The sequence below is a fragment of the Streptomyces sp. Tek67B01 genome (assembly GCF_055231995.1).
This window is the reverse complement of record NZ_JBUYUY010000001.1, coordinates 4,537,770-4,562,491: the sequence shown is the minus strand read 5'-3', so window position 1 is coordinate 4,562,491 and position 24,722 is coordinate 4,537,770. Positions and strand designations below refer to the sequence as shown.

Here is a 24,722-nt window from a genome sequence, read left to right as displayed (position 1 = left end):
GATGGCAGTTCATGGCAGATCGTGGGTGAGATATCCGTTTTGTAGGCAAACATCGGGTGAACGGTCCTCCAGCGGCGGTACGTTCGTGCCCGCCGGGCACGAGTGAGTACAAAGCCCGAAGTCCAGAGAGGCCACGTCCATGGCGGCGTCCCCCCACTCACCCAATACCGCCTTCCGGCGGCTGCGCGGCGCCCACTCCCCCGCGGAGTTCGCGGCCATGGTGCGGCGCGCGGCACGCGAGATCGGCGAAACGGTTTCCTGCGACGCCCGTTACATCGGCCGGGTCGAGTCGGGGGAGATCCGCTGCCCCAACTACGCCTACGAGCGGGTGTTCCTGCACATGTTCCCCGGTCGTACGGCGGCCGATCTGGGCTTCTTCCCGCGCGAGTCGGTGCGCGGCCGCTCGGGACGGCGCACCGCCCCCGCACCGCCCGTCCCCGTCCACCTCGTCCCACGTTCCAAGGAGAGTGACGTGCTGCGTCGCGCGTTCATGGCCGGCGGCTCCGCGACCGTGGCGGCCGCGACGCTCGGCTTCACCGTGCCCGGCGACTCGCGCCGGCCACCGTCCCGGGCCGGGGCGACGGAGGTCGCCGCCGTCGAGGACGCCGTACGCCAGATCCGGCTGCTGGACGACCGGCACGGCGCCGACGCCCTGTACCGCAGGGCGGCCGAACCGCTGCGCGCCGCATACGCGTTGCTCGACGCCGGGGCCACCCGCCAGTCGACCGAGGACCGGCTGCACGCGGGCGCCGGGGAACTGGCCGTCTCGGTGGGCTGGTTGGCTCACGACTCGGGCCGCTTCGAGGACGCCCGCTCGCACTACGCGGAGGCCCTGGCGACGGCCCGGGTGGCGGGGAACGCGGCCCTGGAGGCGCACGCTTTCAGCAACATGGCGTTCTTGGCCCGCGACTGCGGCCGGCCGCGCGAGTCGGTGCGCGCCGCCCAGGCGGGCCGCCGCGCCGCGCGTTCACTGGGCTCCCCGAGGCTGCTCTCGCTCCTCGCACTGCGGGAGGCGGGCGGCTGGGCGGGGCTGGGCGAGCGGAAGTCCTGCGAGGAGGCGCTGACGCGGGCGCACACGGAGTTCGCCCGGGGCGAGACGAGCGACGACCCGGAGTGGATGAGCTTCTTCGGCGAGGCCGAACTGGAGTCCCTGGAGTCGCGGTGCTGGGCCGCTCTGGGGGAGCACGCGCGCGCGGCCCGGCACGCCCGGCGGGCGGCGGACCTCCAAGACCCCCACTTCGCGCGGAACGTGGCCTTCTACACCGCCGAACTCGCCGGCGACCTGGCCCACGCCGGGGCGCCCGACGAGGCCGCCTGGGCGGGGGGCCGGGTGCTGGACCTGCTCACCGAGGTCCAGTCCACGCGCGTGCGCTCCATGCTGGCGACGACGGCCCGCACCCTGCTCCCCCACCAGCGCTCCCCGCGCGTGGCCGCGTTCCTGTCCCGTCAGGCGGCGCCGTTCTGACGCGGCGCCGTTGACGCGGCGGCGTTGACGCGGCGCCCTTCTGACGCGGCGGCGCCCGGATCGGGTGCCGACGTACTCGTACACCGCGCCGTGGGGACGGCGCGGGACCGCCCGCCGCCCGTCGGACGTGTCCGTCGACGCCCCGACCAGCGCGGCCCGGCGCGCCCTAGCCGTCCAGGTGCCCCGTGTCGTTCCAGCGTTCCAGCGCCGGGGCGCCGTACGCCCAGCCCAGGACCGACAGGGAGGTGGGGTCCAGTCGGATACGGGCGCCGAAGGACGCCTCGAAGCCGAGCCAGCGGGCGGCGAGGGTGCGCAGGATGTGTCCGTGCGCGAAGACGAGGACGTCCCGCTCCGCCGACCGGGCCCAGGCGACGACCTCGTCCGCGCGGGCGGCGACGTCGGCGACGGATTCCCCGCCGGCCGCCCCGTCGCGCCAGATGAGCCAGCCCGGCCGGACCGCTTGGATCTCGGCCGGCGTCATGCCCTCGTAGTCGCCGTAGTCCCACTCCATCAGCGTGTCCCAGGGCTCCGCCCGTACCCCGAAGCCGGCCAGGTCGCAGCTCTCGGCGGCGCGAAGCAGTGGGCTGGTGCGCACCTCCAGGCCGCGCAGGCCCGCCCACGGGTCCCGCGCCAGCCGCTCGCCGAGCAGTTTCGCGCCTTGCCGGCCCTCCTCCAGCAGCGGCACGTCCGTGCGTCCGGTGTGCTTGCCGAGCCGGGACCACGCCGTCTGTCCGTGGCGGGCCAGCAGGATACGGGGGGCCATATGCTTTTCTCCCGGTCCGGGTGGATGGATACGCCGATGCCAGGGAATGCCCGAATCGGCACGGATGCGTCCGTCCATCATCCACGACGCCGCGACGCGGCACCGCGCCGCCTCCGTCCCACCGACCGTCCTCCCGGCCGACGCAGCCGGATTTCGGACGGAGGGCCACGATTGTCAGTGGCGGATGGGACACTTCCGCCCGTGAGCTCCTACCCGCCCAGCGTCCCTCCGCAGACGACACCGCAGACGACCCCCCTGCGGCAGCGGCTCGCCGACCTGCGCGGCCCCGCCGTGCCGCCCCGCCCGCTCGACGCCCGCGCGCTCGCCGCCCTGGCAGCCAATCCCGGCTGCGGCAGACGGGCCCTGCTCGACGGCGCCGGCGTGGACAAGACGGCCCTCGCGGCGGCCCTCGGCTCGCCCTCCGCCTTCGGACAGTCGCAGTTCGCCATCATCCGGGGCAACTCCTTCGAGGCCAAGGTCAAGGGCGACGGCGGCGCGGAGCTGCTGCGCCTGGTGTACGAACGCCTCGGCGCCGGAGCCGAGCCGCCCGGCCCGCCCGGGCCGGCCGCCCTCGTGCCCGACCTCACCGCCGCCGGCCCCCAGGGCCGCGCCGCCCGTACCGCCCTCGCGCTGCGCGAGGCGAGCACCGCCGGCACCTGGACGCTGCTCGACCACCCGATGCTGGCCCTGGAGGTGGCGGGCTCCCCCGCCTACCTGGAGCCGGACGCCGTGGTGGTGCACCCCGACGGCCGCTGGACGGTCGTGGAGATCAAGTCGTTCCCGATGATCGACGGGAGCGCCGACCCGGCGAAGGTCGGCGCCGCCGCCCGCCAGGCCGCCGTGTACGTCCTGGCCCTTGAGGGCACCGCCGAGAAGCTGCCCGGGGCCACGGTGGGCCACGAGGTGGTGCTGGTCTGCCCGAAGGACTTCTCCAACCTGCCGACCGCCGCGCTGGTCGACGTACGCCGGGAGCGGGCCGTCACCCGACGCCAGTTGGAGCGACTGACCCGGGTCGAGGAGCTGGCGGCCCTGCTGCCCGAGAACCTGTGCTTCGATCCCGCCCGGCCGGCCGAGGAGCTCACCGAGGCCGTCTCGGCGGTCCCCGCCTCCTACGCCCCCGAGTGCCTGGCCGCCTGCGAGCTGGCCTTCCACTGCCGGCAGCGGGCCCGCGCCGCCGACGAGGTGGGCGCCCTCGGCCGGTCCCTGCGGGCCGAACTGGGCGGGCTGGGCACCGTCGAGGAGGCCCTGGCCGCGGCCGCCGGGGCCGGGCCCGCCGATGACCCGACCGCGGCGGCGCTGGGCCGGGCCGCCCGGCTGCGGGCCGAGGCGCTGGCACTCGCACCGGCACCGTCCCGCACCCCGTCGTCGCAGGACCCGGAGGGCTCCGCATGCCCCTGCTGAACACGCTCGCGCGGCTGGAGGCGATCCGCTCCGGCCGGGCCGGGGCCCTGGCGACCGTACGGCACCGGCACCTGAGCGAACGCCCGCTGGTCCTCGTACCGCTGACGACCTCCGGCGAGGCCGGGGCCCCGCTCGGCGCGCTGGTCGGCACCGACCGGGACGACCCCCGCCTCCTGGTCATACCGCAGCCGCGCGACCGGGACCTGCGCTGGGAGTTCCTGGCGGAGCTGGCGCGGCAGGTGATGCCGTACATCGACGGGTACGCGGACGTCGTCGAGCCGGCCGAGCGCACCGAGACCGACCCGGAGACGGGCAAGAGGGTCAAGGTGGAGACCGAGCTGTGCGTGGACGCGCCACAGCTGATCGTGCCGAGCCGGGCGGGCGTGGAGTACGTCCGGCTGCTCGGGCGGTCGATGCGCTTCCGACGCACGGCGGAGGAAGACCCCGAGAACCCCTATCCCGTGCCGACGCAGGTGCCGCTGCTGGGCCGTTGGTTCACGCACTTCGCCGAACGCTCCCGCGTGCCCGGCTCCTCCCTGCTGCTGTCGGCGACCGATCTGCTGTCCCGGCACTGGGCGACCGGACAGAGCAGCGTCGAGGACCAGCACCTGGGGGCCCTGTTGGCCTGGATCGCCCCGCCCGAGGGGGAGACCGGCGCGCAGGCCGCCCTGCGGGCCGAACTGGCCCGCGACCGGGAGGGTCGGTTGCTGGTCCCGCCGGCCGGCCCGGCCACCGACCCCAACTTCGACAACAAGCTGCTGGCCCCGGCGATGGCCCGCTACGACGCGGCGCGCGCCGCCGACGACCAGGGTGCCGTCGAACGGGCCGAGCGGACCGTGCGCGAGCTGGTCGACGGACAGTTGCGTCCCACCTGGGACGCGGTGTGGCGCTCGCTGGACCTGCTGCGCGCCCTGCCCGCCGGCGAGCGGACCGGGGAACGCTGGACCCGCGACCGCTGGTCGTACACCGGCCACCGCGACCGCGTGCGGGCGGGCGAGCCGCCGCAGCCGCGCCGCGACGACGCGGTGACGGCGGCGCAGAAGCTGGCCACGCGGGAGACGGAGCAGGTGCGGCTCGACGCGCAGGAGGCGCTGGACGACCCGCTGGTGATGGCGGGGCGACGCCTCGCGGGCGAGGCGTTCGCCGGCGAGGTGACCGAAGTGGCCATGGAATGGACGGAGTCGGCGCGTCCGCGCCCGAGACCGCTGGTCACCGTGGTCACCGAGGACCGGCCGCAACTGGCCGACGGGGTGGGCGGGAAGGTGTTCCGTTCGCTGGACGGGCGCCCCCAGGCCGCCGAGTTCGTACGCTTCGACGAGGCCGGGGGGATCGTGCTGCGACTGCTCGACAAGATGGGCTCGGGCCGGGAACCGGCGCCGGGCACGGTGCCGGAGAAGGGCGACCGGCTCTGCTGGACGCTGTTCGAGCACGACGCGCGCGGCGGCCCGAAACTGCCGGACCCGGAGCGGACCCCGTGGACCCACGGCGGCCCGCCCGGATCGGCGACCGCCACGCTCCCCCTCCCCGACCCCGTCACCGACGGAGACGTCCTTTGACCGCCTTCGACCCGGGGGCGGAGGCCGCCCGGGCGACCGCCGCCATCTTGCACGACACCCTGCACGGCACCGAGCGCGGTGTCGTCGTGGACTCGCCGCCCGGGGCCGGGAAGTCCACGCTGGTGGTACGGGCAGCCCGGGAACTGGCCGCCGCCGGACGCCGGCTGATGGTGGTGGCGCAGACCAACGCCCAGGTGGACGACCTGGTGTTGCGGCTCCACGACAAGGACCCGGAGTTGAAGGTCGGCCGGCTGCACAGCAGTGAGGGCGACGCCTACGACCCCGCGCTGCGCGCCCTGCCCTCGGTCACCCTCTCGGCCAAGCCCGGGGACCTGGCGGAGCTGCCGATCACCGTCTCCACGGCGGCGAAGTGGGCGTACGTGCAGGACGCCGAGCCGTGGGAGCACGCCATCGTGGACGAGGCGTACCAGATGCGCTCGGACGCGCTGCTGGCCGTGGCGGGACTGTTCGAGCGGGCGCTGTTCGTGGGCGACCCGGGGCAGTTGGACCCGTTCAGCGTGGTCGGCGCGGAGCAGTGGGCGGGGCTGTCCTACGACCCTTCGGCGTCGGCGGTGTCCACCCTGCTGGCGCACAACCCGCACCTGCCGCAGCACCGGCTGCCGGTGTCGTGGCGGCTCCCGGCGTCGGCGGCGCCGCTGGTCTCGCGCGCCTTCTACCCGTACAGCCGGTTCCGCAGCGGTACGGGCCCGGGTGAGCGGCGACTGTCGTACGGGGTCGCCTCCGACCGGTCGGGCCCGGACCGGGTGCTGGACGAGGCCGCCGCGTCGGGGTGGGGCCTGCTGGAGCTGCCCGCGCGGCACACCCCGCGCACCGACCCGGAGGCGGTCGCGGCGGTGGCGCTGGTGGTCCGCCGGGCGTTGGACCGGGGGGCGGTGACGCAGGACGAGCACCCGGGCGGCCCGACCCCGCTGACGCCGGACCGCATCGCGGTGGGCACCGCCCACCGCGACCAGGCGGCGGCCGTCCGCGCGGCGCTGGCCGGCCTGGGCGTGCCGGGCGTCACCGTGGACACCGCGAACCGTCTCCAAGGCCGCGAGTACGACCTGACGGTGGTCCTCCATCCCCTCTCCGGCCGCCCCGACGCCACGGCCTTCCACCTGGAGACGGGCCGCCTGTGCGTGCTGGCCTCCCGCCACCGGCACGCCTGCGTGATCGTGGCCCGCGCGGGCGTGGCGTCCCTCCTGGACGACCACCCGTCGACGGAACCGGTCCAACTGGGCGTCACGGTCAAGTTCCCGGACGGTTGGGAGGCCATGATGTCGACCTGGGACTTCTGGTCCGACCACCGCATCCCCTGGCGGCCCTGAGCCTCGGAGCGCGTGCACGGGGGCGCCGCACCCCTCCCGTTGGAAGGCGCGCTCGACCGCCGACCCACGGCCGTCGAGCGTGCGCTCGGGACGGGGAACCACGACGCGATCCCCGTGCTCTCGGGCGTGAAGGCCCCGGCCCTCACCCGAGGGTTGTCCGGGCGGGGTGTGACACAGCGGGCGGCCGCGGCTTTCCTTCGGGGCGCGGCAACGACCAGACTGTCGCCCGACACAGCACACCCACGCCCCACGGGAGTTCGACACATGACCCGCCTGCACGTCATTTCGGCCGCCACCCGCCCCACCTCCTCGGGCCGCCCGCTCGCCGCCTGGGTCAGCGAACAGGCCCGCGCCCACGGCGGCTTCGACGTCACCCCCGTCGACCTCGCCGAGATCGCCCTGCCCTTCCTCGACGAGCCCGAGTACGCCTCCAGCGGTGTCTACACGAACCCGCACACCCTGGAGTGGAGCGCCCTGGTCGACTCCGCCGACGCGTTCGTCTTCGTCCTGCCGATGTACAACGGCGGCTTCACCGCGCCCTTCAAGAACGCCATCGACTTCCTCTACAAGGAGTGGAGCGGCAAGCCGGTCGCCCTCCTCAGCTACAGCGCGGGTCCCACGGGCGGCGCCCCCGCCGCCGAGATGCTGCTGCCGGTCCTGACCCGCATCGGCATGCTCCCCACCGAGCGACGCGTGGCCGTTCCCGGCATCAACGCCCTCATCGGCCCGGACGGCTTCCAGGCCCCCGAGGGCCTGGCCGACGAAGTGACCGCGCAGCTGGACGAGGTCGCGGCCCTCGCGTCGCAGCGCGTCGCCGTCTAGACCGCGCGGCGCGACGGCCGACGGTCGCCGGCGGCTCCGGCAGCTTCGGCCGCTCCGGCCGCTCCGGGGCGCGCGGGCGCGAGTGCGCCCTTGCGGGGCGTTGGACAATGGAGGGTGGCCCGGAAGCTTTCCCGCGCAGCACACTGGAGGACAGGCATGGCAGAGCCCGAGCGGACCGAGCGGAGGCTGCGGCCCGCACCGTTGCTCTTCGAGCCCTCGGAGGCGGCCTCGGACCCCGAGCACTTCTTCGACCTGGAGTCGATAGAGGACCCGCGGGAGCTGCTGGCCCGCGCCACCGAGCTGACGCTGGCCTTCCGGGCGGCGCAGGACCGGGCCGTCGAGTTCCAGGCGCTGGCGGCGGCGCAGCTGGCCGATCCGCGCCGGTTCGACCGACTGCCCGCCGCCGAGATCGCGGAACGGGCGGAGTGGACCGAGGACTACGCCGTGAAGATGATCGAGTTCGGCGAGAGCCTGCTGCGCGGCGGCGGCCCGGACGAGGTGTAGGCCCCCGGGGTGACCGCCGCCGACCGGGCGAGGGCGGGACCGCGGGCAGGGGACGGCGCACGCCGGGGGCCGGGGCCCGTGGCATATGCGGGGCGCACCATACTCCGGTTCCCCTCGCGTTGTCCCGGAATTCGGTAACTCCGGGGAGTCGCGCCACTACCGGCGGTAGACCTGGGGCATGACAACCCTGACCGGCTGCCCCGCTCCCGCCCTCGACGTCCGCTCCGCACCCGCCACCCAGGTCACCCACGAGGGCGCCGCTTGGCTGGCCTCGGTGTGCAACCACCCGCGCAGCGCCCTCGCGGTGTGGGAGGAGCGGCCCTCCGCTCCGGCGGTGCTGCCGTGCGGTACGGCCTTCGACGTCGTCAACGTCCCGCTCGTGCTCGGCCGGCGGATGCTGGACCTGCTGTGGGCCGAGGGCCCCGGTTGCGGCCCCGCCGCCGTGCACCGCGGCCGGATGCTGCTCTTCACCGCGCCGGGCACGGCCCAGCGGCTGCCCGCCCTGCTCGCCTGGGAAGAGTGGGGCCCGGACACCGCGGCCCCGATCTGTCACGGTCTCGGCGACGCCGTCACCGTGCCGCCGCTCGTCGCGACGCCCGGACCGTCGCGCTGGCTGGTGGCCCCGGACTCCCGACGGCCCTGGCTGCCCGGGCCGGACGCCCTGCTCTGGGCGTTCCTGCACGCCGCCCGCCTGCAGGTATCGATTTTTCGTTCCGCCGATCGGGATGCTAATGTCTACGACGTCAGCAGGCGCCGCTAGCTCAGTTGGTTAGAGCAGCTGACTCTTAATCAGCGGGTCCGGGGTTCGAGTCCCTGGCGGCGCACAGACGGGAAGAGGCCTCCACGCGAGTGGGGGCCTCTTTCGTGTGCCCACGCCGGCGTCGCCCCGGGACCGCCGAGTCGGGACCGCCCTGTCGGGGACCGCTATGTCGTGATCTTGACGGTGTACGCGCCCGACGGGGTGCGGTCCGCCACCTCGATCCGAATGCGCTCGCCCGGCACAGTGAAGGCCTCCCCCACTTCCAGCGGGGCGTCCGCCAGCGGCGGGTAGACCGAGCGGTCCCAGCACGCCTCCGTGCGCGGGTGACCGTCCAACACCTCGATCGGGCCGCCGCCCGAGGCCGGCTCGTTGCGGACGCGGTAGACCAGGACGCCCTCCGTACAGGTGTCCCCGTCGTTCCCGGCGGAGCCGCGGGCCTCGATGGCGATGGCGCTGCCCGGTCCGGTGCGGACCACCGCCAGCCGGGTCCCGCCGGAGCCGCCCCGCGGGACGCCTTCGGCGATCGGCTGGAGGGTGTGCAGGGAGGTCCCGGACGCAACGCAGTCCACCTGGGAGGCGTCGAGCCAGCCCAGCTTCCACTTGTGCCAGGCGAACAGGTCCGGGGCCATCCCGAACTGGCTGCCCATGACGTCCCAGTCCCCGACGTAGGTGTCCCAGTCGCCCTTGCCGTCCGTCGGTCGGTGGTAGAGGTCGGGCAGATCGAATACGTGCCCGGTCTCGTGCGCCAGCACGTTGCGGTCCGGCGGGTGCCGCTCGAAGACGGTCACGATCCGCCTCAGCTCCGCACCGTCGGCGATCAGGGGCCGATCGAAGTTGACGACCTTGGTGGCGTCCGAGTCCACTCCGGGCGCGTTGGGGTCGGCGACGAAGTACACGACGTCGTACTTGCTGAAGTCCACCGTGGGATCGGCGGCCGCCACGGCGTCGCGCAGGTAGCTGGCCCGGGCCTCCGGGGCCCAGTCGCGCTGCATCCCGTACGCCGTGGACGGCTTGGGCATCGCGATCCACCGCTTCTGCGGGTGCGGGACCAGTCGGAACCGCCCGTAGGAGGCGCGCTCGAAGAAGTTGCTGGTGGCGGGGAAGTAGTCGCCGGTCAGTTCGTCGGGGGTGACGGCGACGCGGTGGTCGGGGAAGGAGAGGAAGACCATGACCGCGTTCAGGGTGCGGACCGGCCTCGGGTAGGCGCGGTTCCAGGTGTCCAGGCCGAGGGAGTGGTGCGCGGCCGTACGGGTCAGGGCGCAGGGGCCGGTGCCGGACGCGGCGGCGGTGGGGGTGGCGACGAGCGACATGGCGGCGACGGCCGCCATGGAGGTGAGGACCGCCGCGGCACTTCGGATGCCGGGATGGTCCACTCCCCCGGGTGTCTGATGGGGCGGCACATCGACCTCCGGTGATGGATTCGTACCCTTCCATCCACCTTGAGGCGATTGTCTTACTTATGCCCTGTTCCGGTGCCCCACATGAGTGAGCGCTCGGGCAAGTCGGTGACCCCTGGACTTCACGGACCTGTCTACGGACCGTCACGACTGATCACCCGAGATCAGCAGCGGGCCCCGCATGCTCACAGGCGCGCAGAAACGATCGGCCGACAGGGGGCCGACGGACCGTCATCATGGCGTCAGCCCGCCGAAGTACGTCCCTCCGACCGGCGCCGCCGCTGGATGGGGCCGTCCGGCAGCCTCTATGATCGGCACACTTTCCTGCACGGACACTCACGAGCACTGCGGGAGCCAACGGTGAGCGGAACCTCAGAGGGAACCGGTTCGGCGGCCGACCGCATCCGATCGGCCGTCACGGAGCGTCACCCAGCAGTGCCGGCCCTGCCGGGCATGTCGAGCGAGCCGGAGGATCCGTCGATGCCGACCTCGCCCTCCCGGCCCGCGCCGGGAGCACGCGACTTCCGGGCCGCCTTCGACGCGGCCCACCTCGCGATGGCCGTCGTCGACCGCGAGGGCTACGTCGTCGCCGCCAACCAGGCCCTGGCCGCGCTGCTGGGCTCCACCCCGCACGAACTCGTCGAGCGGGCCGCGGCGGAGCTGGTCGACCTGACCGCGGAGGCCCGTACCCGGCAGGCGTACCAGGAGGTGCTCCGCGGCCGCCAGGCCCGGCTGCGCTGCACGCGCCGGCTCAAGCACCCCGACGGGCACTCGTTGTGGACGGAGGTCACTCTGGGGCCGGTGCCCGGGACCCGGGACGTCCTGCTGTCCGTCGCCGACATCAGCGACCGGCGCGACCTCCAGGCCCGGCTGCGCCACCTCCAGATGCACGACCCCGTGACCCGCCTGCCCAACCGGGCGCTGTTCTTCGAGCGGCTCTCCGCCGCCCTGGAAGCAGCCTCGTACGAGAACGGCGGCACGGGCCGGATCGGCCTGTGCTACCTGGACCTCGACGGCTTCAAGGCGGTCAACGACACCCTCGGCCACCGCGTCGGCGACCGACTGCTGACCGCCGTGGCGGCCAGGCTGACCCAGTGCGCCGACCAGTCCGGTTACGGGCGCACCAGCGGGCACCTCGTGGCGCGGCTCGGCGGGGACGAGTTCGCCCTGCTGGTCGAGGACTCCACCGGGACGGAGCAACTCGCGGAGCTGGCGCGCGGCGTCCTGGCCGCCGTGCAGGAGCCGTTCGACCTGGCCGGGCAGCGGCTGTCGGTGTCGGCGTCCATCGGCGTGGTGGAACGCGCCGCCGCCGGCACCTCGGCGACCGGGCTGATGCAGGCCGCGGACACGACCCTGTACTGGGCGAAGGCGGACGGCAAGGCCCGCTGGACGCTGTTCGACCCGGAGCGCAACGCGCACCGGATGACCCGGCAGGCGCTCTCGTCCACGTTGCGGCCGGCCGTGGAGCGGGGCGAGTTCGAGCTGGAGTACCAGCCGCTGGTGGACCTGGAGAGCGGCGCGGTGCGCGGGGTGGAGGCGCTGGTGCGCTGGAACCACCCGCAGTTCGGGACGTTGACGCCGAATCGGTTCATCGGAATCGCGGAAGAGGACGGTTCGATCGTCCAGTTGGGCCAGTGGGTGCTGCGGACCGCCTGTAGGCAGGCGCGGCGCTGGCAGATCGAGCAGCCGAGCGACGCGCCGGTGTTCGTGTCGGTGAACGTGGCCGTGCGGCAGGTGTGGGACTCGGACCTGGTGGGGGACGTCGCGGAGATCCTCGCCGAGACGGGGCTGGCGCCGCAGTTGCTCCAACTGGAGCTGACGGAGTCGGCGGTGATGGGTTCGGCGGGCCGGCCGTTGCAGGCCCTCCAGGCGCTGAGCGACATGGGCGTGCGGATCGCCATCGACGACTTCGGCACCGGGTACTCGAACCTGGCCTACCTGAGTCGGCTGCCGGTGTCGGTGCTCAAGCTGGACGGCTCCTTCGTGCGCGGCTTCCGCTACGAGGAGGGCGCCCACCCCAACCCGGCCGACGAGACCATCGTGGAAGCCCTGGTCCAGCTGGCGCACCGGTTGGGCCTGACGGTGACGGCGGAGTGCGTGGAGACGGCGGGCCAGGCGGCCCGTCTGCGCCGCGTCGGCTGCGACACGGGCCAAGGCTGGCTCTACTCCCGCGCGGTGGCCCCCGAGCGCATCGCGGAGATGATCGGCACCCGCCCGCAGACCGGGGACCACCGCTAGGGGACCTTTCACGCCCGGGTCCGCTCGACCCGGGCACGCCTCCGCCCCGCACCCCTGGCGGGGGCGGGGCGGAGGGTCGCTCGGCGCGGGGTGGGGGGAGATCAGCAGGCGCCGAGGTCCTTCCAGACACCCCATTCACCGGTGGTGCCGGGTTCTTCGTTCTGCGTCCACCACTGGGCCTTCCACTTGTGGCCCTTGTGCGAGACCTCGGTTCCGCCGGTGTAGACCGTGCCCGCGACGTAGGCGGGGGCGGTGCAGCCCGTCGTGGGCGTGGCGGTGGGGGTCGGGGTCGCGGTCGGGCTGGGGGTGGAGGTCGGCGTGGGGGTCGCGGTCGGGGTGGCGGGCGGCTGGGTGGAGCCGCCGAGGGCGGTGGAGATCTGGTTCAGCAGCGTGGCCTTGTCGTCCAGGCCGAGCAGGGAGTACATCATCGCGCCGGCCAGGCCGCGCTGCTTGCCGTAGTCGACCCGGGCCTGGATGGACCTCTGGTTCAGACCGGTGAAGAACTCGCCGTCCTTGTAGAAGTACGAGGCCTTCGCCTGGTCGTCCCAGAAGGTGACGGCCGGGTTGTCGACGATGCCGCCGAGTTCCTTGTAGTTGGCGATGCCGGCCTGCTGGCTGGTGGGCCGGGCGGCGGACGGGCCGGTCGCCGTCTGGGCGAGGCCGTTGGTGGCCCCGGCGGGGACGCCCTTCCAGCCGCGGTAGTAGAACTCGTAGCCCAGCGTCAGCTTGTTCGCGGGGAAGCCGCCCGTGATGCCGTAGGCGGGGTTCCCGTCCAGCCAGGAGTCGATGGCGTTCTTGATGCTGTACTTCTCGGTGCCGGGCGCGATCGGGTCGGTCGGGTCGGCCGCCGAGGGGTAGAGCGGTGACTGGTGGTACGTCGGCCCGTCGCCGTCCCAGGCGCCGTGCATGTCGTAGGTCATGATGTTCGCGTAGTCGAGGTACGCGCCGATCTTGTCCGTCTCGATGTACTTGATCTTGTCCTGGCCGGCCGGGAGCGCCGAGGTCAGCAGGTACTTCTTGCCGCCGTTCGCCGCTCCGTAGGCGTCGAGCTGGGTACGGAACTCCTTGAGCAGCAGCGTGAAGTTCTGCTTGTCCTCGGGGGCGTAGTGGTTGCCGAGGTGGCCGCCCGCCGAGCCGGGGTACTCCCAGTCGATGTCGATGCCGTCGAAGATCCCGGCCGCGCTGCCCGGGCCGCCGTAGCCGCCCTCGACGGGCAGATTGCCCTTGATGTACTGGTCGATGCAGGAGGAGACGAGCTTCTTGCGGGAGGCGTCGGTCTTCGCCGCGTCGCTGAAGTACTTCGAGTACGTCCACCCGCCGATGGATATGTTGATCTTGAGGTTCGGGTACTTCGCCTTGAGCTGCTTGAACTGGTTGAAGACGCCCACGATCGGCTGGTCCCACTTGTCGGCGACCCCGCTGACGCTGTCCGCCGCGCCGAACGACTTCTGGTAGTCGGCGTACGAGTCGCCCGCGCCGTCACCGGCACTGGCGTTGTTGTCGTCGCCCGCCGCCTTGTTGGCCTCGAAGCAGGTGAGGTCGGTGGGGTGGATGTTGCCGAACGAGTAGTTGATGACGTCCAGCTTGCCCGCTATGCCCCGGGTGTCGAGCTGCTTGGGGTAGAAGGCGTTGCCGTACACGCTCCACTGGTCGTAGTACGCGATCTTGACGTTGCCCGCGGTCGCCGTGGTGGCGGCCGCGGCCTGTGCGGTGCCGAGTCCCGCGAAGGTGGCCGCCGCTCCGGCTGCCAGCGCGGCCGTGGCGGCGGCCGCGATGAGGGGTTTACGGATGTGCATGAACTGACTCCGTGGGGGTGGGAGGGGATCGTCAGCTTCGGGTGAGAGAAGTGATAGCGATCACTCCGCGCCCCAGTCAATGGTTTGGACCAAACAAGGACTAGACCACTCGACGGTCAAACCCGCTCGTCAGAGACCTGAGCACACATCAAAACCCGCCCGCCACCCCGGGTGACGAGCGGTTTAAGCCTCTCCTAAGCCATGCTTCCGCAAGGTTTCGGCAACAAACCAGCCGAACCCGGTTCACCTCCGCTCAAGCCGGAAGCGAGCCCTCCACCGGCATCTCGTACGCATCTGCTACGAGACCGTACGAGCGCAACCGGGCCGCCCCGCCGTGGGCGTTGACCGTCAGCATCAGCTCGTCCGCACCGGTCCGCGCGACCAGCGCGTCGAGCCCGGAACGGACCCGATCCGGCGTGCCGTGCACGATGTTCGCCGTCCAGCCGTCCACGAACTCCTTCTCCGGGGCCGAGAAGGGGTACGCGGCCGCCTCCTCGGGCGTCGGGACGAGACCGGGCCGACCGGAGCGCAGCCGGAGCATCGACAGCGCGCCCGTGAGCACCTGCGCCCTGGCCTCCTCCTCGGTGTCCGCGGCCAGCGCCGAGACCCCGATCACGGCGTACGGGGCGTCCAGCACCGCCGAGGGGCGGAAGCTCTGCCGGTACAGGTCGAGCGCGGGCAGCGTGCCCGCGGCCGAGAAGTGGTGGGCGTACGCGAAGGGCAGGCCCAGCTCGCCGGCCAGGCGGGCGCTGAACCCGGAGGAGCCGAGCAACCACACCGGGGGTCGACCCGTGGGGCCCTGGACCGGTCCGGGTACGGCGTGCACCCTGGCGTACGGGTGCCCGTCCGGGAAGCTGTCGTCGAGGAAGCGGATCAGCTCCCCGAGGCGGCGCGGGAACTCGTCGTGCGCCTCCTCCGCCCGCGCCGGTCCGCGCAGCGCGGCGGCCGTGCCGGCGTCGGTCCCGGGGGCGCGGCCGAGGCCGAGGTCGATCCGGCCCGGGGCGAAGGCCTCCAGGGTCCCGAACTGCTCGGCGACGGCGAGCGGGGCGTGGTTGGGCAACATGACGCCGCCCGATCCGAGCCGGATGCGGGAGGTGTGGGCGGCGAGATGGGCGAGGATCACCGCCGGGGAGGAGCTGGCCACGCCGGGCATGGAGTGGTGCTCCGCGACCCAGTGCCGGTGGTAGCCGCGGGACTCCGCCAGTCGGGAGATCGCCACGCTGGTGCGCAGCGACTCGTGCGCGGTGCCGCCCGCCCCGACGGTGACGAGGTCGAGCACCGAAAGCGGCACCGGCGCCCGGCCCTTTGCCACGCCGCGGACCGGGTCCGCGGGGGCCTTGCCGGTTTCGGCGCCCGCGCCCGCGCGTGCGCCCGGCACCTCCCCCGTACGCACGTTCGCGCCCGCGGTCGCGCCCACGCCCGTCCGGTTCTCCCCGGCGTCCCTGGCGTCACTCATCGTCGCTCCCGTCCCATGCCGCTCTCCTTCACGTCCGTACGAAGAAGTCGAACCGTGGGTCGAGGCCGGGCATTCCCGGCAGACCGGAAAGAAGTTCTTGCCTGGGGCATATGCCAGTCGGATACCTGCTGGCGAAGCGACTTATTTGAGCCATCAATCTTTTCAACAGGCGCTCCGGATGGGCCGCTTGATGGCTATCGTGGTAGGGCAAGCGGTAACAACCTGGTAGGGGGAAACCGTGGCGCTGAAGCCCGAGCCGACCGCGCCGTTCCATTCGGTGCAGTACGCCCTTCGCGTACTCGAAACGATCGCGCGCCACACCGGTGGCGTGACGGACGCACAGATCGCGCGTGAGACCGGCCTGCCCGCGGCCCATCTCACGCCGATGCTCCTCATGCTGCGCCGGGAGGGTTACGTCCTACAGGTGTCCGACGGTGCCTACGCCATAGGGGACTCACTGGTCCTGCTCGGCTCGGGGACGGACCGGAAACAGGCGTTGCAGGAGAAGCTCCAGGAGACCCTGGACCGGTTGCGGGACTCGGTCGGCGCGGCCGTCTACATCAGCCGGTACGTGGACGGCGAAGTCCGCATCACACAGTTCGCGGACAGCCCGCGCACCCCGAAGGTGCACGAGTGGGTCGACTTCCGCTCCGCCGCGCACGCCAGCGCGGTCGGCAAGTGTCTGCTCACGCAACTCGACCAGAACGGGCGCCGCGACCACCTGGCCCGGCACAAGATCGCCCGGCTCACGTCGAAGACGATCGTCAACGAACGCATCCTGTTCTCGAAGCTCGACAGCCAGCCGGCCACCGTCCCGGTGCTCGACCTCCAGGAGTACGCCGTCGGCACGGTCTGCGCGGCCGTCCCGATCACCGCCGGAGCGTCCGTCGGCTGCCTGGCCCTGTCCATGCCGGTCGAGCACGCCCACCGGCTGCGGGCCGCGGCCGACGCGCTGAACCGCAGGGCCGCGCCGCTGCTGCTGTCGCTCACGCTCTGACCGGGAGCGGGGGACCCGAGGGCCGGCCGCGGACCGGGGATCGCGGGCCTCGGGGGCGGGGGGTAAGGGAACGCGGGCACGAGGCCGGAAAACACTTCGGGCGGCTTCCGGTGAACCGGGAACCGCCCGAAGTACAGGTGCGCCGCCAGGGACTCGAACCCCGGACCCGCTGATTAAGAGTCAGCTGCTCTAACCAACTGAGCTAGCGGCGCCTGACAGAGAAAATACTACCTGGTCCCCGAGGGTGCTCAAAACCAATAGCGGGCCCCCACCGATCACCAGGAAGTGGTGACCTTGACGTCCTGCTCGGTCCGCACCCCGACCGTGCCCCGGTCGCCGAACACCTCGTGCCTCCAGGCGCCGAAGACCCGGGCCACCCGGCGGGCGTCCTCCCCCTCGCCCTTGCCGACCGATCCGGTGGAGAACGTGATCCAGGCCTCGTTGGCTCCGGCCGTCTTCCGGATGCGTACCCGGCTGACGCTGCCCGCCGGCATGAGGGTGTCCTCGTCCGTGCGGTGATGGGCGTAGTACTCGTTGAAGTCGCGGGTCATGTCGTACCAGCCGTCGACCACCCGGCAGGGCGTCTCACCGTCGGTGGGCGGCCCCGGAGCCCCGGCGTCCTGGTCGGTCGGCGGGTTCGGCGGACCCGTGTCCTCCTCGGTGGGGATGTTGGGGACGCCGCCCGTCTCCTCCTCGGTGGGGATGTTCGGCGTACCGCCGGTGTCCTCCTCGGTGGGAAGTTCGGGCGCGCAGGTCGGTGGCGCCGAGACGCCGGACGGCGGACCGGCCGACCGGCCCGCGACGTGCGTGCCACATGCGGCGAGCAGCGCGCACAGCGCCCCGGCCGCCACCGACCGGCCGAGGGCGACCGTCGTCTTCGCGTTCATCGCACCCCCCTTCGGTCTGCAAGACGAATGCCCGCGCCAGGGGGTTGCCTCAGCGGTCCAGGAGGTCCCGGCGGCCCTGGGTCTCGTACGTGGTCAGCAGCGTGCGCAGGTCGTCCTCGTCCAGGGTCCGGTAGTCGTCGGTGCCCGGCGGGCGCCACCAGACCGGGTCGGGGACGAGGAACCCGGCTCGGCGCAGGGCGACTCGGTGGATCTTGTTGGTCGCCGTCACGGGCAGGGCGGCGAGGACGCGGACGTAGCGGGGGGGCCATCTTCGTGCCGAGATCGGGTTGGGCCGCGAGGAAGGCGGCGAAAGCTCGGGGGTCGAAGGCCGCGCCTTCGCGCAGGGCGACGGCTGCCATCACCTGGTCCCCCGCGACCTCGTCCGGGACCGCGTACACGGCGACCGCCGAGGCGTCGGACCAGCGGGCCAGGACGTTCTCGATCACCGCCGCTGCCAGGTTCTCGCTGTCGACCCGCAGCCGGTCGTCGGTGCGCCCCGCGAAGTAGAGGAAGCCCTCGGGGTCGCGGAAGAAGAGGTCACCGGTCCAGTACCAGCCTCCGCGGGTACGGGCCGCCTGCGCGTCGGGGTTGCGCCAGTAGCCCTCGAAGAGGTTGCGGCCCCGGTTGACCAGCTCGCCCATGGCTTCCTCCCCGTTGAGGAGGCGACCCCGTCCGTCCAGTCGGGCCGGTGGGCACTCCTTGCCCGTCTCCGGGTCGATGACGGCGAGGTCGTCGCCGGGCGCTGCCCGGCCCAGGGCGGCGGCCGGGGTGTCGGGGGTGCGTTGGACGGAGGCGCCGCCCTCCGTCGCCCCGTAGCCCTCGACCAGCCGGACCCCGAACCGCTCGGCGAAGCGGGCCGCGTCCACCGCGCCGGCCTCGGTTCCGAAGCCCAGGCGCAGGGTGTGGTCGCGGTCGTCGGGGCGGGGCTCGGTGGCGAGGATGTACTGGACGGCCCGGCCGACGTAGGTGAAGTACGTCGCTCCGTGGGTCCGTACGTCGTCCAGGAACGCGGTGGCCGAAAAGCGACGGCGCAGTGCCACCGAGGCGCCGCCGGCGAGGGCGGGCAGCCAGTCGGCGATGACGGCGTTGCCGTGGAAGAGGGGCATGCAGATGTAGTGGACGTCGTCCGGGGTGACCCGGAGCGTGTCGGCCAGGGAGGCCCCGGCCGCCGCCAGGCGGCCCTGGCCGCACACCGCCGCCTTCGGGGCGCCGGTCGAGCCGGAGGTTAAGTAGAGGAGCAGGCGGGAGCCGGGGGTCGGGCCGCCGCCCAGCGTCGCCTCGCCGGGGGCGGCGTCGGCGTAGGGGGCGAGGAGGTCGGCGTACTCCTCGCCGCCGGTCACCAGGATGCGCACCCCGGGCAGGTCGAGGCCGCGCAGCAGCGGCAGGTGGGTGGGTTCGGTGACCAGGACGCGGCAGTCGGTGTGCAGGATGTCGCGGGCCAGCTCGGGCCCGCGCCGGGTGGGGTTGATCCCGGCGACGGCGGCCCCCGCGAGGGCCGCCGCGCCGAGCCAGGAGGGGAACTCGGGGGTGTTGTCGAGCAGCACCCCGATGTGCGGCTCGGCCCCCGGTGGCAGGAGGTCGACGAGCAGCGCGGCGCGCGCGGCGGCCCGCTGGGCGCTCTCGTGGTGGGTGAGGACGGTGTGCTCGTACTTCAGCCCGGGCCGGTGGTCGCCCCATTGGCGCGCTATGAGCTCCGCGACGGTTTCGGGTGTCGTCCGCATGCCGCCGGAGATTAGCTGACGTTGCGTCAGAATTGAACGTCGGAGCAGGCGTAGAAGGCCATGGGGGTGTCGTTCACGGTCCAGACCGCCAGGATCATGTGGCGGCCGGTCTTCCCGCTGGGCATCGTGCCCTGGTGGACGGTGGTCATGGCGGGGCGGGCGCCGTTGTAGGCGACGGTGAGGAAGGGTTGGGGGTCGAGCGAAGCCCGGGTGAGGGGCTTCGTCGGGTCCCAGCCGTTCTTGGTGACGTAGTACTTGAAGTCCGTGGTGGAGTGGTTGGCGGTGAACTGCCACCGGAAGGAGTAGCTCTGGCCGGCGGTGACGTTCGTGGCGGGCCAGGTGCCGCCGCGCGGGTCGTCGAGCTGGGCGAACTCGCTGTGGCCGCCGGAACATATCTGACCGTCGGCGGGGCCGGCGGCCGGGAAGCCCTTGTAACCCTCGACGCTCTGCGGCTCCCACTGGATGGGACCGCAGTCGGGGACGCTCTTGTTGGCGCAGAGCTTCTGGCGGCTGATGGGGGTGTCGGTGTAGCCGTGACCGCTGGCGGTGGGGGCGCCGGCGAAGGTGACGGTGGCCAGGACGCCGAGGGCGAGCGCGGTGGCGGACCGTTTGGGCATGTGGAGGAGACGCATGATGCTCCTTGGACGTGGGGGGAGTCAGACGGGAGAGCGTGCGCACGCGTGGGGTCGAGTGCGATGGGGATGGCGTTCAGGTCTAGACCAAGTTCCAGGTTATTGACGGGAGTTGGCCATGTCCATACCAACGGGAAAACGGGTGGTCCGGTCATGACCGGCCACCCGTTCCCTGTTCGTCGCTCCCCCGCGCGACGGCTACTGGTCCCCGCGCCCCGTGTAGAAGGCGACGGTCAGGTCCTTCACCAGGGCCTTGCGCTCGTAGTCGTCCAGCTCGACGATCCCGCGCGAGGTGAGCCGGTGGACGGTGTCGTCGACGGCGTCGACGACCGAGGTCAAGACGGTGTCCCGGTGCCTGGCGTCGATCGCCGCGACCCGACGGCGGCGCATGGCCTCGGCGACCTCGGGGGCGTACTCGATGCGGGTGGGCTGGGCGGAGAACACCTCGATCCCGACGGCCTCCGTCTCGGCCGCCACCATCCGGGTCAGCGCGTCGCCGACGGCCTCCGCGTCGCGCAGGGTGGGGGCGCCCTCGTGGAAGGCGTCGGCGGGCAACTGGGACAGGACCCGGGCCATGGCCGATTCCACCTGCTCGGCGAGGTATTCGGTGTGGTCGGCAACGGCGAGGGTGGCCCGGGCGGTGTCCTTGACCTGCCAGACCACCTGCACCACGGCCTGTAGCGCGAGGCCGCCGGCGTCCACGGCGGGCATGGGCTCACTGCGCCAGTGGCGCAGCCGTACGTCGACCCGGCGGCGCAGCAGGAGCGGGCTGACCCACGTCAGCCCCGTCCGGCGGACGGTGCCGCGGTAACGGCCGAAGAGGGTGAGCACCCAGGCGTGGCCGGCCTTGGCGCGGCCGAGCCCGCCGAGGGCCAGCAGCGCGACGACGCCGAGGAAGGCGAGCGGGGGCCAGGAGGTGGCGGGCAGCCCGTGGTAGGCGCGGGGGGGCGCCCCGAAGGCGACGGCGAGGACGTCGGGGACGGCGCCGGCCCGCCAGAGCACCGCCGCGCAGCCGGTGAGGGCAAGAGCGCCGATGCCGACGGCGAACCAGCCGGGCAGGACGGGTCCGCGGTGCTCGCGGAGGCTGTCGTCGCCCCTGGGGACGCGGCGGCCGGCGGCGTACGGCTTGGCCCCGGGGGTCGAGGGCTGCGGCAGGGGGCCGGCGGCCGGGGGCGATTGGCGCAACTGCCCGAGGAACGGCAGGTGTACGGGGATGGCGGTGACGGCGGCGCCGCCTACGGGTTCGACGCGCGGGAGATCGACGGTGTCGCCCCGGTCCTCCTTGGCGCCGGGGTCCAGCACGCGGGCGACGGCACGGCCGACGAGGTCCGCGACGATCCCCTGGCGGGAGGCTGCGGGGTCCGGCTCGTCCTGGGGATGGGGGATGTACGAACCGGGCTCGCCCTGTGCCCGGGCGGCCGGGATGCCGTCCGGGTGCGGACGCGGGTGTTCGGCCTGCGGATCGTGGGGTGCGTCGTGGGCCGGTCCGGACCGGCCCACCGCGGCGAGCACCGGCTCCGCGTCGGGGGCGTCGACCTCCGACCGGTCGTGCCGCTCGCCGACTGCCGGCACCGGCACCCGGGCGGCCTCGTTCTCCCGAGCGGTACCCGGGTGCGGGGGCACGGCGGTGGCGGAGTGCGCGACACCGCCCCCGCTCGGGACGGCGTCCGGAGCCACTGCCCGAGCGGGGGCGGGGGGCGCGGCGCACGAGGCCGGGACGGAAGCCGCCGGGGGTGTGACGGCGTGCGGGGCCGGCGCCGCCACCGCCCGGGCAGGGGACGGGGGCTCTGCGTTCGAGACCGCTGCCGGCGCCGGGTACGGGGCCACGCCCCGAGCCGGGAACTGACTCGCCTGCGGGGCCGGGGTCGCCGCACGGGCAGGGGACGGGGGTGTGGCGGGCGCGGCGGGCGCGGGAACCGGAGCCGAAGCCGCCTGCGGCGCCGCCGCCGGTGTCACGGCCGGACCGGGCACCACCGCCGACAACGAGTCGCGACCCGTTGTCGGATTCGGGGCCTGCTTCGGGGCCGGGGTCCTTGACGTAGCAGAGTCCGGAGCCACAGCCGAAGCTCCCGCCCGGGTGGAAGAAAGGGGCGCGACGGGCTCCGGCCGGAAGGCCTCCCGCGGATCCGCCACCGGAGCCGCCTCCTGCACCGGGCTCGGGGCTCCCGACCGGGCCAAGGACTGGGACGCGACCGGCTCAGAGATGGATGCCTCCTCCTGAGCGGGGCTCAGGCCCCGGGCCGGGGGCGCAGTCGAGAGCGCCGGCGAAGCCACTGCCGTAGCCGCGCCCGGTTCCCGGCCCGGGTGCTGCGCAGGGCTCGGGTCCCAGGACGGGGTTGTCGGCCGGGTGGGAGGAACAGGCGCGGCCGGTTCTGCCGTCGAAGCCGCCTGCGGCACCGCGACCGGGGTCCCCTTCGGGGCCGTGGGCCGGTCTTCTGCCGGTGCGGAGGCGGGGGACGGCGGCGGGGCCGCATCGAACCCCGCTGCCCGAGTCCGGCCGGGGTTCGCATCGGTCGGGTCCTGGGACGGGGCCGCAGCCGCGCCGGGACCGGCCGGCGCGATCCGGGCCGGGCTCGGCTCCCAGGTCGGGTCCTGCGCCGGATTCAGGTCCGGGGCCGCCGTCCAGGTCGCGGCCTGGGACGGAGCCGACTCCCGCGGCGGGGGCGTCGGCCGGGTGGGAGGGAGCGGGGCGGTCGGGTCCGGGCCACGGGTCGGAGGTGACGCCACGGACCAGGACGCACCCGGGCTCGGGTTCCCGGACGGGGGCGCGGCCTGAGGCGCGGTCACCGGCGGGGCCGCCGGGCGGGCCGGCGGCGTCGGGGCGGCGGGCCCGCTCGACGTCGTCGCCTGGCTCGGAGCCACCACCATCGGGGGCGGAGGCGGCGGCCAGGCCGTCACCGCCGGACGGGCAGGGGGGCCCGGAGGTGGGGGAACGGCCGTGGGGTGGGAGTGGGGTCGGGTGGTCCAACGGCCCGGGCGCGGCGTCCGGCGCGGGTCGGTCGACGGCGGCGGCGTCGCGGTCGCCGTCTGCAACGGGGGGACGGGGAAGGTGCCCGTCGTGGTCGTCGTGCGCGTGGGGTACATCGTTGCCTCCGTCATGCGAACAGCCGGCGCCAGGTTTCCGGGCCCGGATAGCCGTTGGCCGAGGAGCCGCGCCAGCCCTGCGCGCGCTGGAACGCCTCGACGTTGCGGCGGTCGGCCTCGCTCCAGACCGAGCCCGGGCCGGACGGGTAGTGCTTGCCGAACCCCTTCGCCACCAACCGGCGGCCGAGGGCGGCGACGGCCGGGCCGGACTGCCCCGGCCGGAAGGCCGCCGGTCCCGGGTAGGCGGGGTGACCGCCGGGGCCCGGCGCGGCGTCGGGCAGGGGCACGATGTCGTTGCCCTGCCCCTCGACCAGCAGCCGCCAGGTGTGCGCGCCCGGGATGCCGTCGGCCTCGGCGCCCGTCCAACCCTGCGCCTGCTGGAAAGCCTGGGTCGCCGACCGGTCGGACTCGCTCCACTTCGTGCTCGGGCCCTTGGGGTAGAAGCGGCGCCCGCCCCGGTCGATCAGCATCCGGCCCAGGCGCGCCACGTACTCGTTGTTCGCGCCCGGCCCGAACATTCCCGCCCCGGGGAAGGCGGACGGAGCCGTCGGCTTCGGGTCGGTTCCCGTCCCGTCCGCCACGAGGCCGCCGGTCACTCCGGTGAACCGGTACGGGAGGTACTTCGTCGCGTTGTTCCAGTACCCGTAGGGGGTCGCCAGCTTGCGCGTGGTCGGGCGCGTCTGCTCGTAGGCGATGTAGTGCGTGCGCGTCTCGTCGACCCAGCCTCCGAAGAGGGTGACGTGCGAGCCGTTGTTGGGGTCGGAGGGGTTGTGGAAGAGGAGCATGTCCCCCGGCAGCAACTCCTCCTTGGTGATCTTCTTGGCGAACTTGTCGAGGCTGCCGGTCCATTCGTTCGAGCCGAGGTTCCAGGCCATGGAGACGAAGCCCGAGCAGTCCTGGCGGTATCCGTCCGACCAGTAGTCGGACATGCTGTACGGGACCTGCTCCTCCAGCCACACCTTCGCCCGGTTGATGATCGTCGCCCGGTCGATCCGCCGCACCGCCGTGGGCGCGCCGGGCAGGCCCGGCGGCTTGGCGGGTGTCCCCTTCGGTCCGTGCAGCGGCGCCCGCCCGCCCTGGGGGGACCCGGGTACGTCCGAATGTCCGGGCCCCGGCGCGTCGGGCTTCCCGTGCCCCGGCGCGCGCCCCGGCGCGACCGGCGCCACGTGTACCGGCCCGGTCGGCCTCCCGTGTCCCGGCGCGTCGGGCGTCACGTGCACCGGCCCGGTCGGTCTCACAGACCCCGGCCCGTCATGCCTGCCGTGTCCCGGGCCGCCCGGCTTGGCGTGTCCCGGTGGCGCCGTCGGACGCGTCGGATCGGGTCCGGCCGGCTTCACCGGGCCCGGGCCCGGTGCCGGACGGGCCGTCGCCAGGGCGGTCGCGCCGCCACCGCTCAGCACCACACCGGCCGCCGTGGCCAGTACCAGCGCGCGTCGGGCGCCGCGCGCGGCGGGGTGTCCGCCGTCCCGGAGCGGTATGGCCCGCGCGCGGGCCAGGGCGCGCCGCCGCTGCACGCAGCCCAGGCAGACGCAATCGCCCCCGGGCTCGTACTCCTCGAAGACCGGCATCCGCATCGATGGCGCCATCTGCACATGCACCGGAGGCTGCGTCGTCATGCGTTCCGTCCACTCCCCTTGCTCGTCCACTCGTCCGCCGGGCACGCGTCTGGCGGGGCATCAGATTCGCGTCGGCCCAGACATATCGTGCACGACAAACCCCCCAAACATGGGTTAATCGGACAGCACGGGCGCGGCTGGTCACGAGCACTCCCGCAGGTGGGGTAGAGTTTTGCCTGTCACCAAGCGCCGCTAGCTCAGTTGGTTAGAGCAGCTGACTCTTAATCAGCGGGTCCGGGGTTCGAGTCCCTGGCGGCGCACAGACGGGAGAAACCCCCGCAGCGAAAGCTGCGGGGGTT

At 73.5% G+C, this 24,722-nt stretch carries 17 protein-coding genes, 3 tRNA genes and 1 pseudogene; 11 read left to right on the top strand and 10 right to left on the bottom strand.

The window, feature by feature from the left end; translation table 11 throughout:
* Positions 1–139: 139 nt before the first annotated feature.
* Positions 140–1,465: a tetratricopeptide repeat protein gene (locus tag ACV7NM_RS20520; RefSeq protein WP_463411632.1), complete on the top strand. Its 1,326-nt coding sequence runs from the start codon at positions 140–142 to the stop codon at positions 1,463–1,465.
* Positions 1,466–1,631: 166 nt separating this feature from the next.
* Here the strand turns inward: ACV7NM_RS20520 and ACV7NM_RS20515 are convergent, their stop codons facing one another.
* Positions 1,632–2,228, bottom strand: coding sequence for a histidine phosphatase family protein (locus tag ACV7NM_RS20515; protein WP_463411631.1), 597 nt, complete (start codon positions 2,226–2,228; stop codon positions 1,632–1,634).
* A gap of 201 nt (positions 2,229–2,429) precedes the next feature.
* Here ACV7NM_RS20515 and ACV7NM_RS20510 point away from each other — a divergent pair, with 201 nt between their 5' ends.
* From ACV7NM_RS20510 to ACV7NM_RS20480, 7 genes are all read left to right on the top strand, one after another.
* Entirely contained in the window at positions 2,430–3,629 is a 1,200-nt protein-coding gene (locus ACV7NM_RS20510) for a hypothetical protein (protein ID WP_463411630.1), read from the top strand.
* Complete coding sequence (locus ACV7NM_RS20505) at positions 3,617–5,185, top strand: hypothetical protein (protein ID WP_463411629.1); 1,569 nt, start codon at positions 3,617–3,619, stop codon at positions 5,183–5,185. The genes ACV7NM_RS20510 and ACV7NM_RS20505 overlap by 13 nt, the downstream gene beginning before the upstream one ends.
* Complete coding sequence (locus tag ACV7NM_RS20500; RefSeq protein ID WP_463411628.1) at positions 5,182–6,513, top strand: AAA domain-containing protein; 1,332 nt, start codon at positions 5,182–5,184, stop codon at positions 6,511–6,513. The genes ACV7NM_RS20505 and ACV7NM_RS20500 overlap by 4 nt, the downstream gene beginning before the upstream one ends.
* A 264-nt stretch (positions 6,514–6,777) precedes the next feature.
* A complete protein-coding gene (locus ACV7NM_RS20495; RefSeq protein ID WP_463411627.1) occupies positions 6,778–7,335 on the top strand; it encodes an NADPH-dependent FMN reductase in 558 nt (185 codons plus the stop codon).
* A gap of 156 nt (positions 7,336–7,491) precedes the next feature.
* The gene (locus ACV7NM_RS20490; protein ID WP_463411626.1) at positions 7,492–7,839 is read left to right on the top strand and encodes a hypothetical protein; all 348 of its coding nucleotides are present in this window, start codon (positions 7,492–7,494) and stop codon (positions 7,837–7,839) included.
* Between the two features lie 178 nt (positions 7,840–8,017).
* Complete coding sequence (locus tag ACV7NM_RS20485) at positions 8,018–8,599, top strand: bifunctional DNA primase/polymerase (protein ID WP_463411625.1); 582 nt, start codon at positions 8,018–8,020, stop codon at positions 8,597–8,599.
* A tRNA-Lys gene (locus ACV7NM_RS20480) sits at positions 8,590–8,663 on the top strand. The genes ACV7NM_RS20485 and ACV7NM_RS20480 overlap by 10 nt, the downstream gene beginning before the upstream one ends.
* 100 nt (positions 8,664–8,763) lie before the next feature.
* Here ACV7NM_RS20480 and ACV7NM_RS20475 read toward each other — a convergent pair.
* Positions 8,764–9,999: a M6 family metalloprotease domain-containing protein gene (locus ACV7NM_RS20475; RefSeq protein ID WP_463411624.1), complete on the bottom strand. Its 1,236-nt coding sequence runs from the start codon at positions 9,997–9,999 to the stop codon at positions 8,764–8,766.
* A 477-nt stretch (positions 10,000–10,476) separates the two neighbouring features.
* Between ACV7NM_RS20475 and ACV7NM_RS20470 the strand changes: the two genes are divergently transcribed.
* A complete protein-coding gene (locus ACV7NM_RS20470) occupies positions 10,477–12,234 on the top strand; it encodes a putative bifunctional diguanylate cyclase/phosphodiesterase (RefSeq protein ID WP_463411623.1) in 1,758 nt (585 codons plus the stop codon).
* 101 nt (positions 12,235–12,335) lie between these two features.
* On the opposite strand, the gene ACV7NM_RS20465 is transcribed toward ACV7NM_RS20470, so the two are convergent.
* Positions 12,336–14,030 carry a glycosyl hydrolase family 18 protein gene (locus ACV7NM_RS20465; protein ID WP_463411622.1) on the bottom strand — a complete coding sequence of 565 codons (1,695 nt, stop codon included), beginning with the start codon at positions 14,028–14,030 and terminating at the stop codon, positions 12,336–12,338.
* Positions 14,031–14,283: 253 nt separating this feature from the next.
* Positions 14,284–15,486, bottom strand: coding sequence for an LLM class flavin-dependent oxidoreductase (locus ACV7NM_RS20460; RefSeq protein ID WP_463411621.1), 1,203 nt, complete (start codon positions 15,484–15,486; stop codon positions 14,284–14,286).
* A 238-nt stretch (positions 15,487–15,724) separates the two neighbouring features.
* On the opposite strand from ACV7NM_RS20460, the gene ACV7NM_RS20455 reads away from it, so the two are divergent.
* Positions 15,725–16,483, top strand: a complete 759-nt coding sequence (locus tag ACV7NM_RS20455) for an IclR family transcriptional regulator (protein WP_463411620.1) — start codon at positions 15,725–15,727, stop codon at positions 16,481–16,483.
* Between the two features lie 138 nt (positions 16,484–16,621).
* Here ACV7NM_RS20455 and ACV7NM_RS20450 read toward each other — a convergent pair.
* The 6 genes and pseudogenes from ACV7NM_RS20450 to ACV7NM_RS20425 all read right to left on the bottom strand — a co-directional run bounded on the left by ACV7NM_RS20450 (position 16,622) and on the right by ACV7NM_RS20425 (position 24,423).
* Positions 16,622–16,695 (bottom strand) — tRNA-Lys (locus ACV7NM_RS20450).
* Between the two features lie 63 nt (positions 16,696–16,758).
* Positions 16,759–17,370, bottom strand: coding sequence for a hypothetical protein (locus ACV7NM_RS20445; RefSeq protein WP_463411619.1), 612 nt, complete (start codon positions 17,368–17,370; stop codon positions 16,759–16,761).
* A 49-nt stretch (positions 17,371–17,419) separates the two neighbouring features.
* Positions 17,420–19,091, bottom strand: a pseudogene (locus ACV7NM_RS20440) (AMP-binding protein).
* Between the two features lie 26 nt (positions 19,092–19,117).
* Positions 19,118–19,708 (bottom strand): lytic polysaccharide monooxygenase auxiliary activity family 9 protein, encoded by a 591-nt coding sequence (locus ACV7NM_RS20435; RefSeq protein WP_463414003.1) that lies wholly within the window; start codon positions 19,706–19,708, stop codon positions 19,118–19,120.
* A gap of 213 nt (positions 19,709–19,921) precedes the next feature.
* Positions 19,922–21,400: an SPFH domain-containing protein gene (locus tag ACV7NM_RS20430; protein ID WP_463411618.1), complete on the bottom strand. Its 1,479-nt coding sequence runs from the start codon at positions 21,398–21,400 to the stop codon at positions 19,922–19,924.
* A gap of 1,418 nt (positions 21,401–22,818) precedes the next feature.
* Complete coding sequence (locus ACV7NM_RS20425; protein WP_463411617.1) at positions 22,819–24,423, bottom strand: peptidoglycan-binding protein; 1,605 nt, start codon at positions 24,421–24,423, stop codon at positions 22,819–22,821.
* Positions 24,424–24,609: 186 nt separating this feature from the next.
* Between ACV7NM_RS20425 and ACV7NM_RS20420 the strand changes: the two genes are divergently transcribed.
* Positions 24,610–24,683: transfer RNA gene (locus ACV7NM_RS20420), tRNA-Lys, on the top strand.
* Positions 24,684–24,722 lie beyond the last annotated feature (39 nt).

Bases quoted from the DNA above. Each gene is read 5' to 3' on its own strand.
- ACV7NM_RS20520 (WP_463411632.1), top strand. From the start codon at position 140: ATGGCGGCGTCCCCCCACTCACCCAATACCGCCTTCCGGCGGCTGCGC.
- ACV7NM_RS20515 (WP_463411631.1), bottom strand. From the start codon at position 2,228: ATGGCCCCCCGTATCCTGCTGGCCCGCCACGGACAGACGGCGTGGTCC.
- ACV7NM_RS20505 (WP_463411629.1), top strand. From the start codon at position 3,617: ATGCCCCTGCTGAACACGCTCGCGCGGCTGGAGGCGATCCGCTCCGGC.
- ACV7NM_RS20495 (WP_463411627.1), top strand. From the start codon at position 6,778: ATGACCCGCCTGCACGTCATTTCGGCCGCCACCCGCCCCACCTCCTCG.
- ACV7NM_RS20490 (WP_463411626.1), top strand. From the start codon at position 7,492: ATGGCAGAGCCCGAGCGGACCGAGCGGAGGCTGCGGCCCGCACCGTTG.
- ACV7NM_RS20485 (WP_463411625.1), top strand. From the start codon at position 8,018: ATGACAACCCTGACCGGCTGCCCCGCTCCCGCCCTCGACGTCCGCTCC.
- ACV7NM_RS20470 (WP_463411623.1), top strand. From the start codon at position 10,477: ATGCCGACCTCGCCCTCCCGGCCCGCGCCGGGAGCACGCGACTTCCGG.
- ACV7NM_RS20465 (WP_463411622.1), bottom strand. From the start codon at position 14,030: ATGCACATCCGTAAACCCCTCATCGCGGCCGCCGCCACGGCCGCGCTG.
- ACV7NM_RS20460 (WP_463411621.1), bottom strand. From the start codon at position 15,486: ATGAGTGACGCCAGGGACGCCGGGGAGAACCGGACGGGCGTGGGCGCG.
- ACV7NM_RS20445 (WP_463411619.1), bottom strand. From the start codon at position 17,370: ATGAACGCGAAGACGACGGTCGCCCTCGGCCGGTCGGTGGCGGCCGGG.
- ACV7NM_RS20435 (WP_463414003.1), bottom strand. From the start codon at position 19,708: ATGCCCAAACGGTCCGCCACCGCGCTCGCCCTCGGCGTCCTGGCCACC.
- ACV7NM_RS20425 (WP_463411617.1), bottom strand. From the start codon at position 24,423: ATGACGACGCAGCCTCCGGTGCATGTGCAGATGGCGCCATCGATGCGG.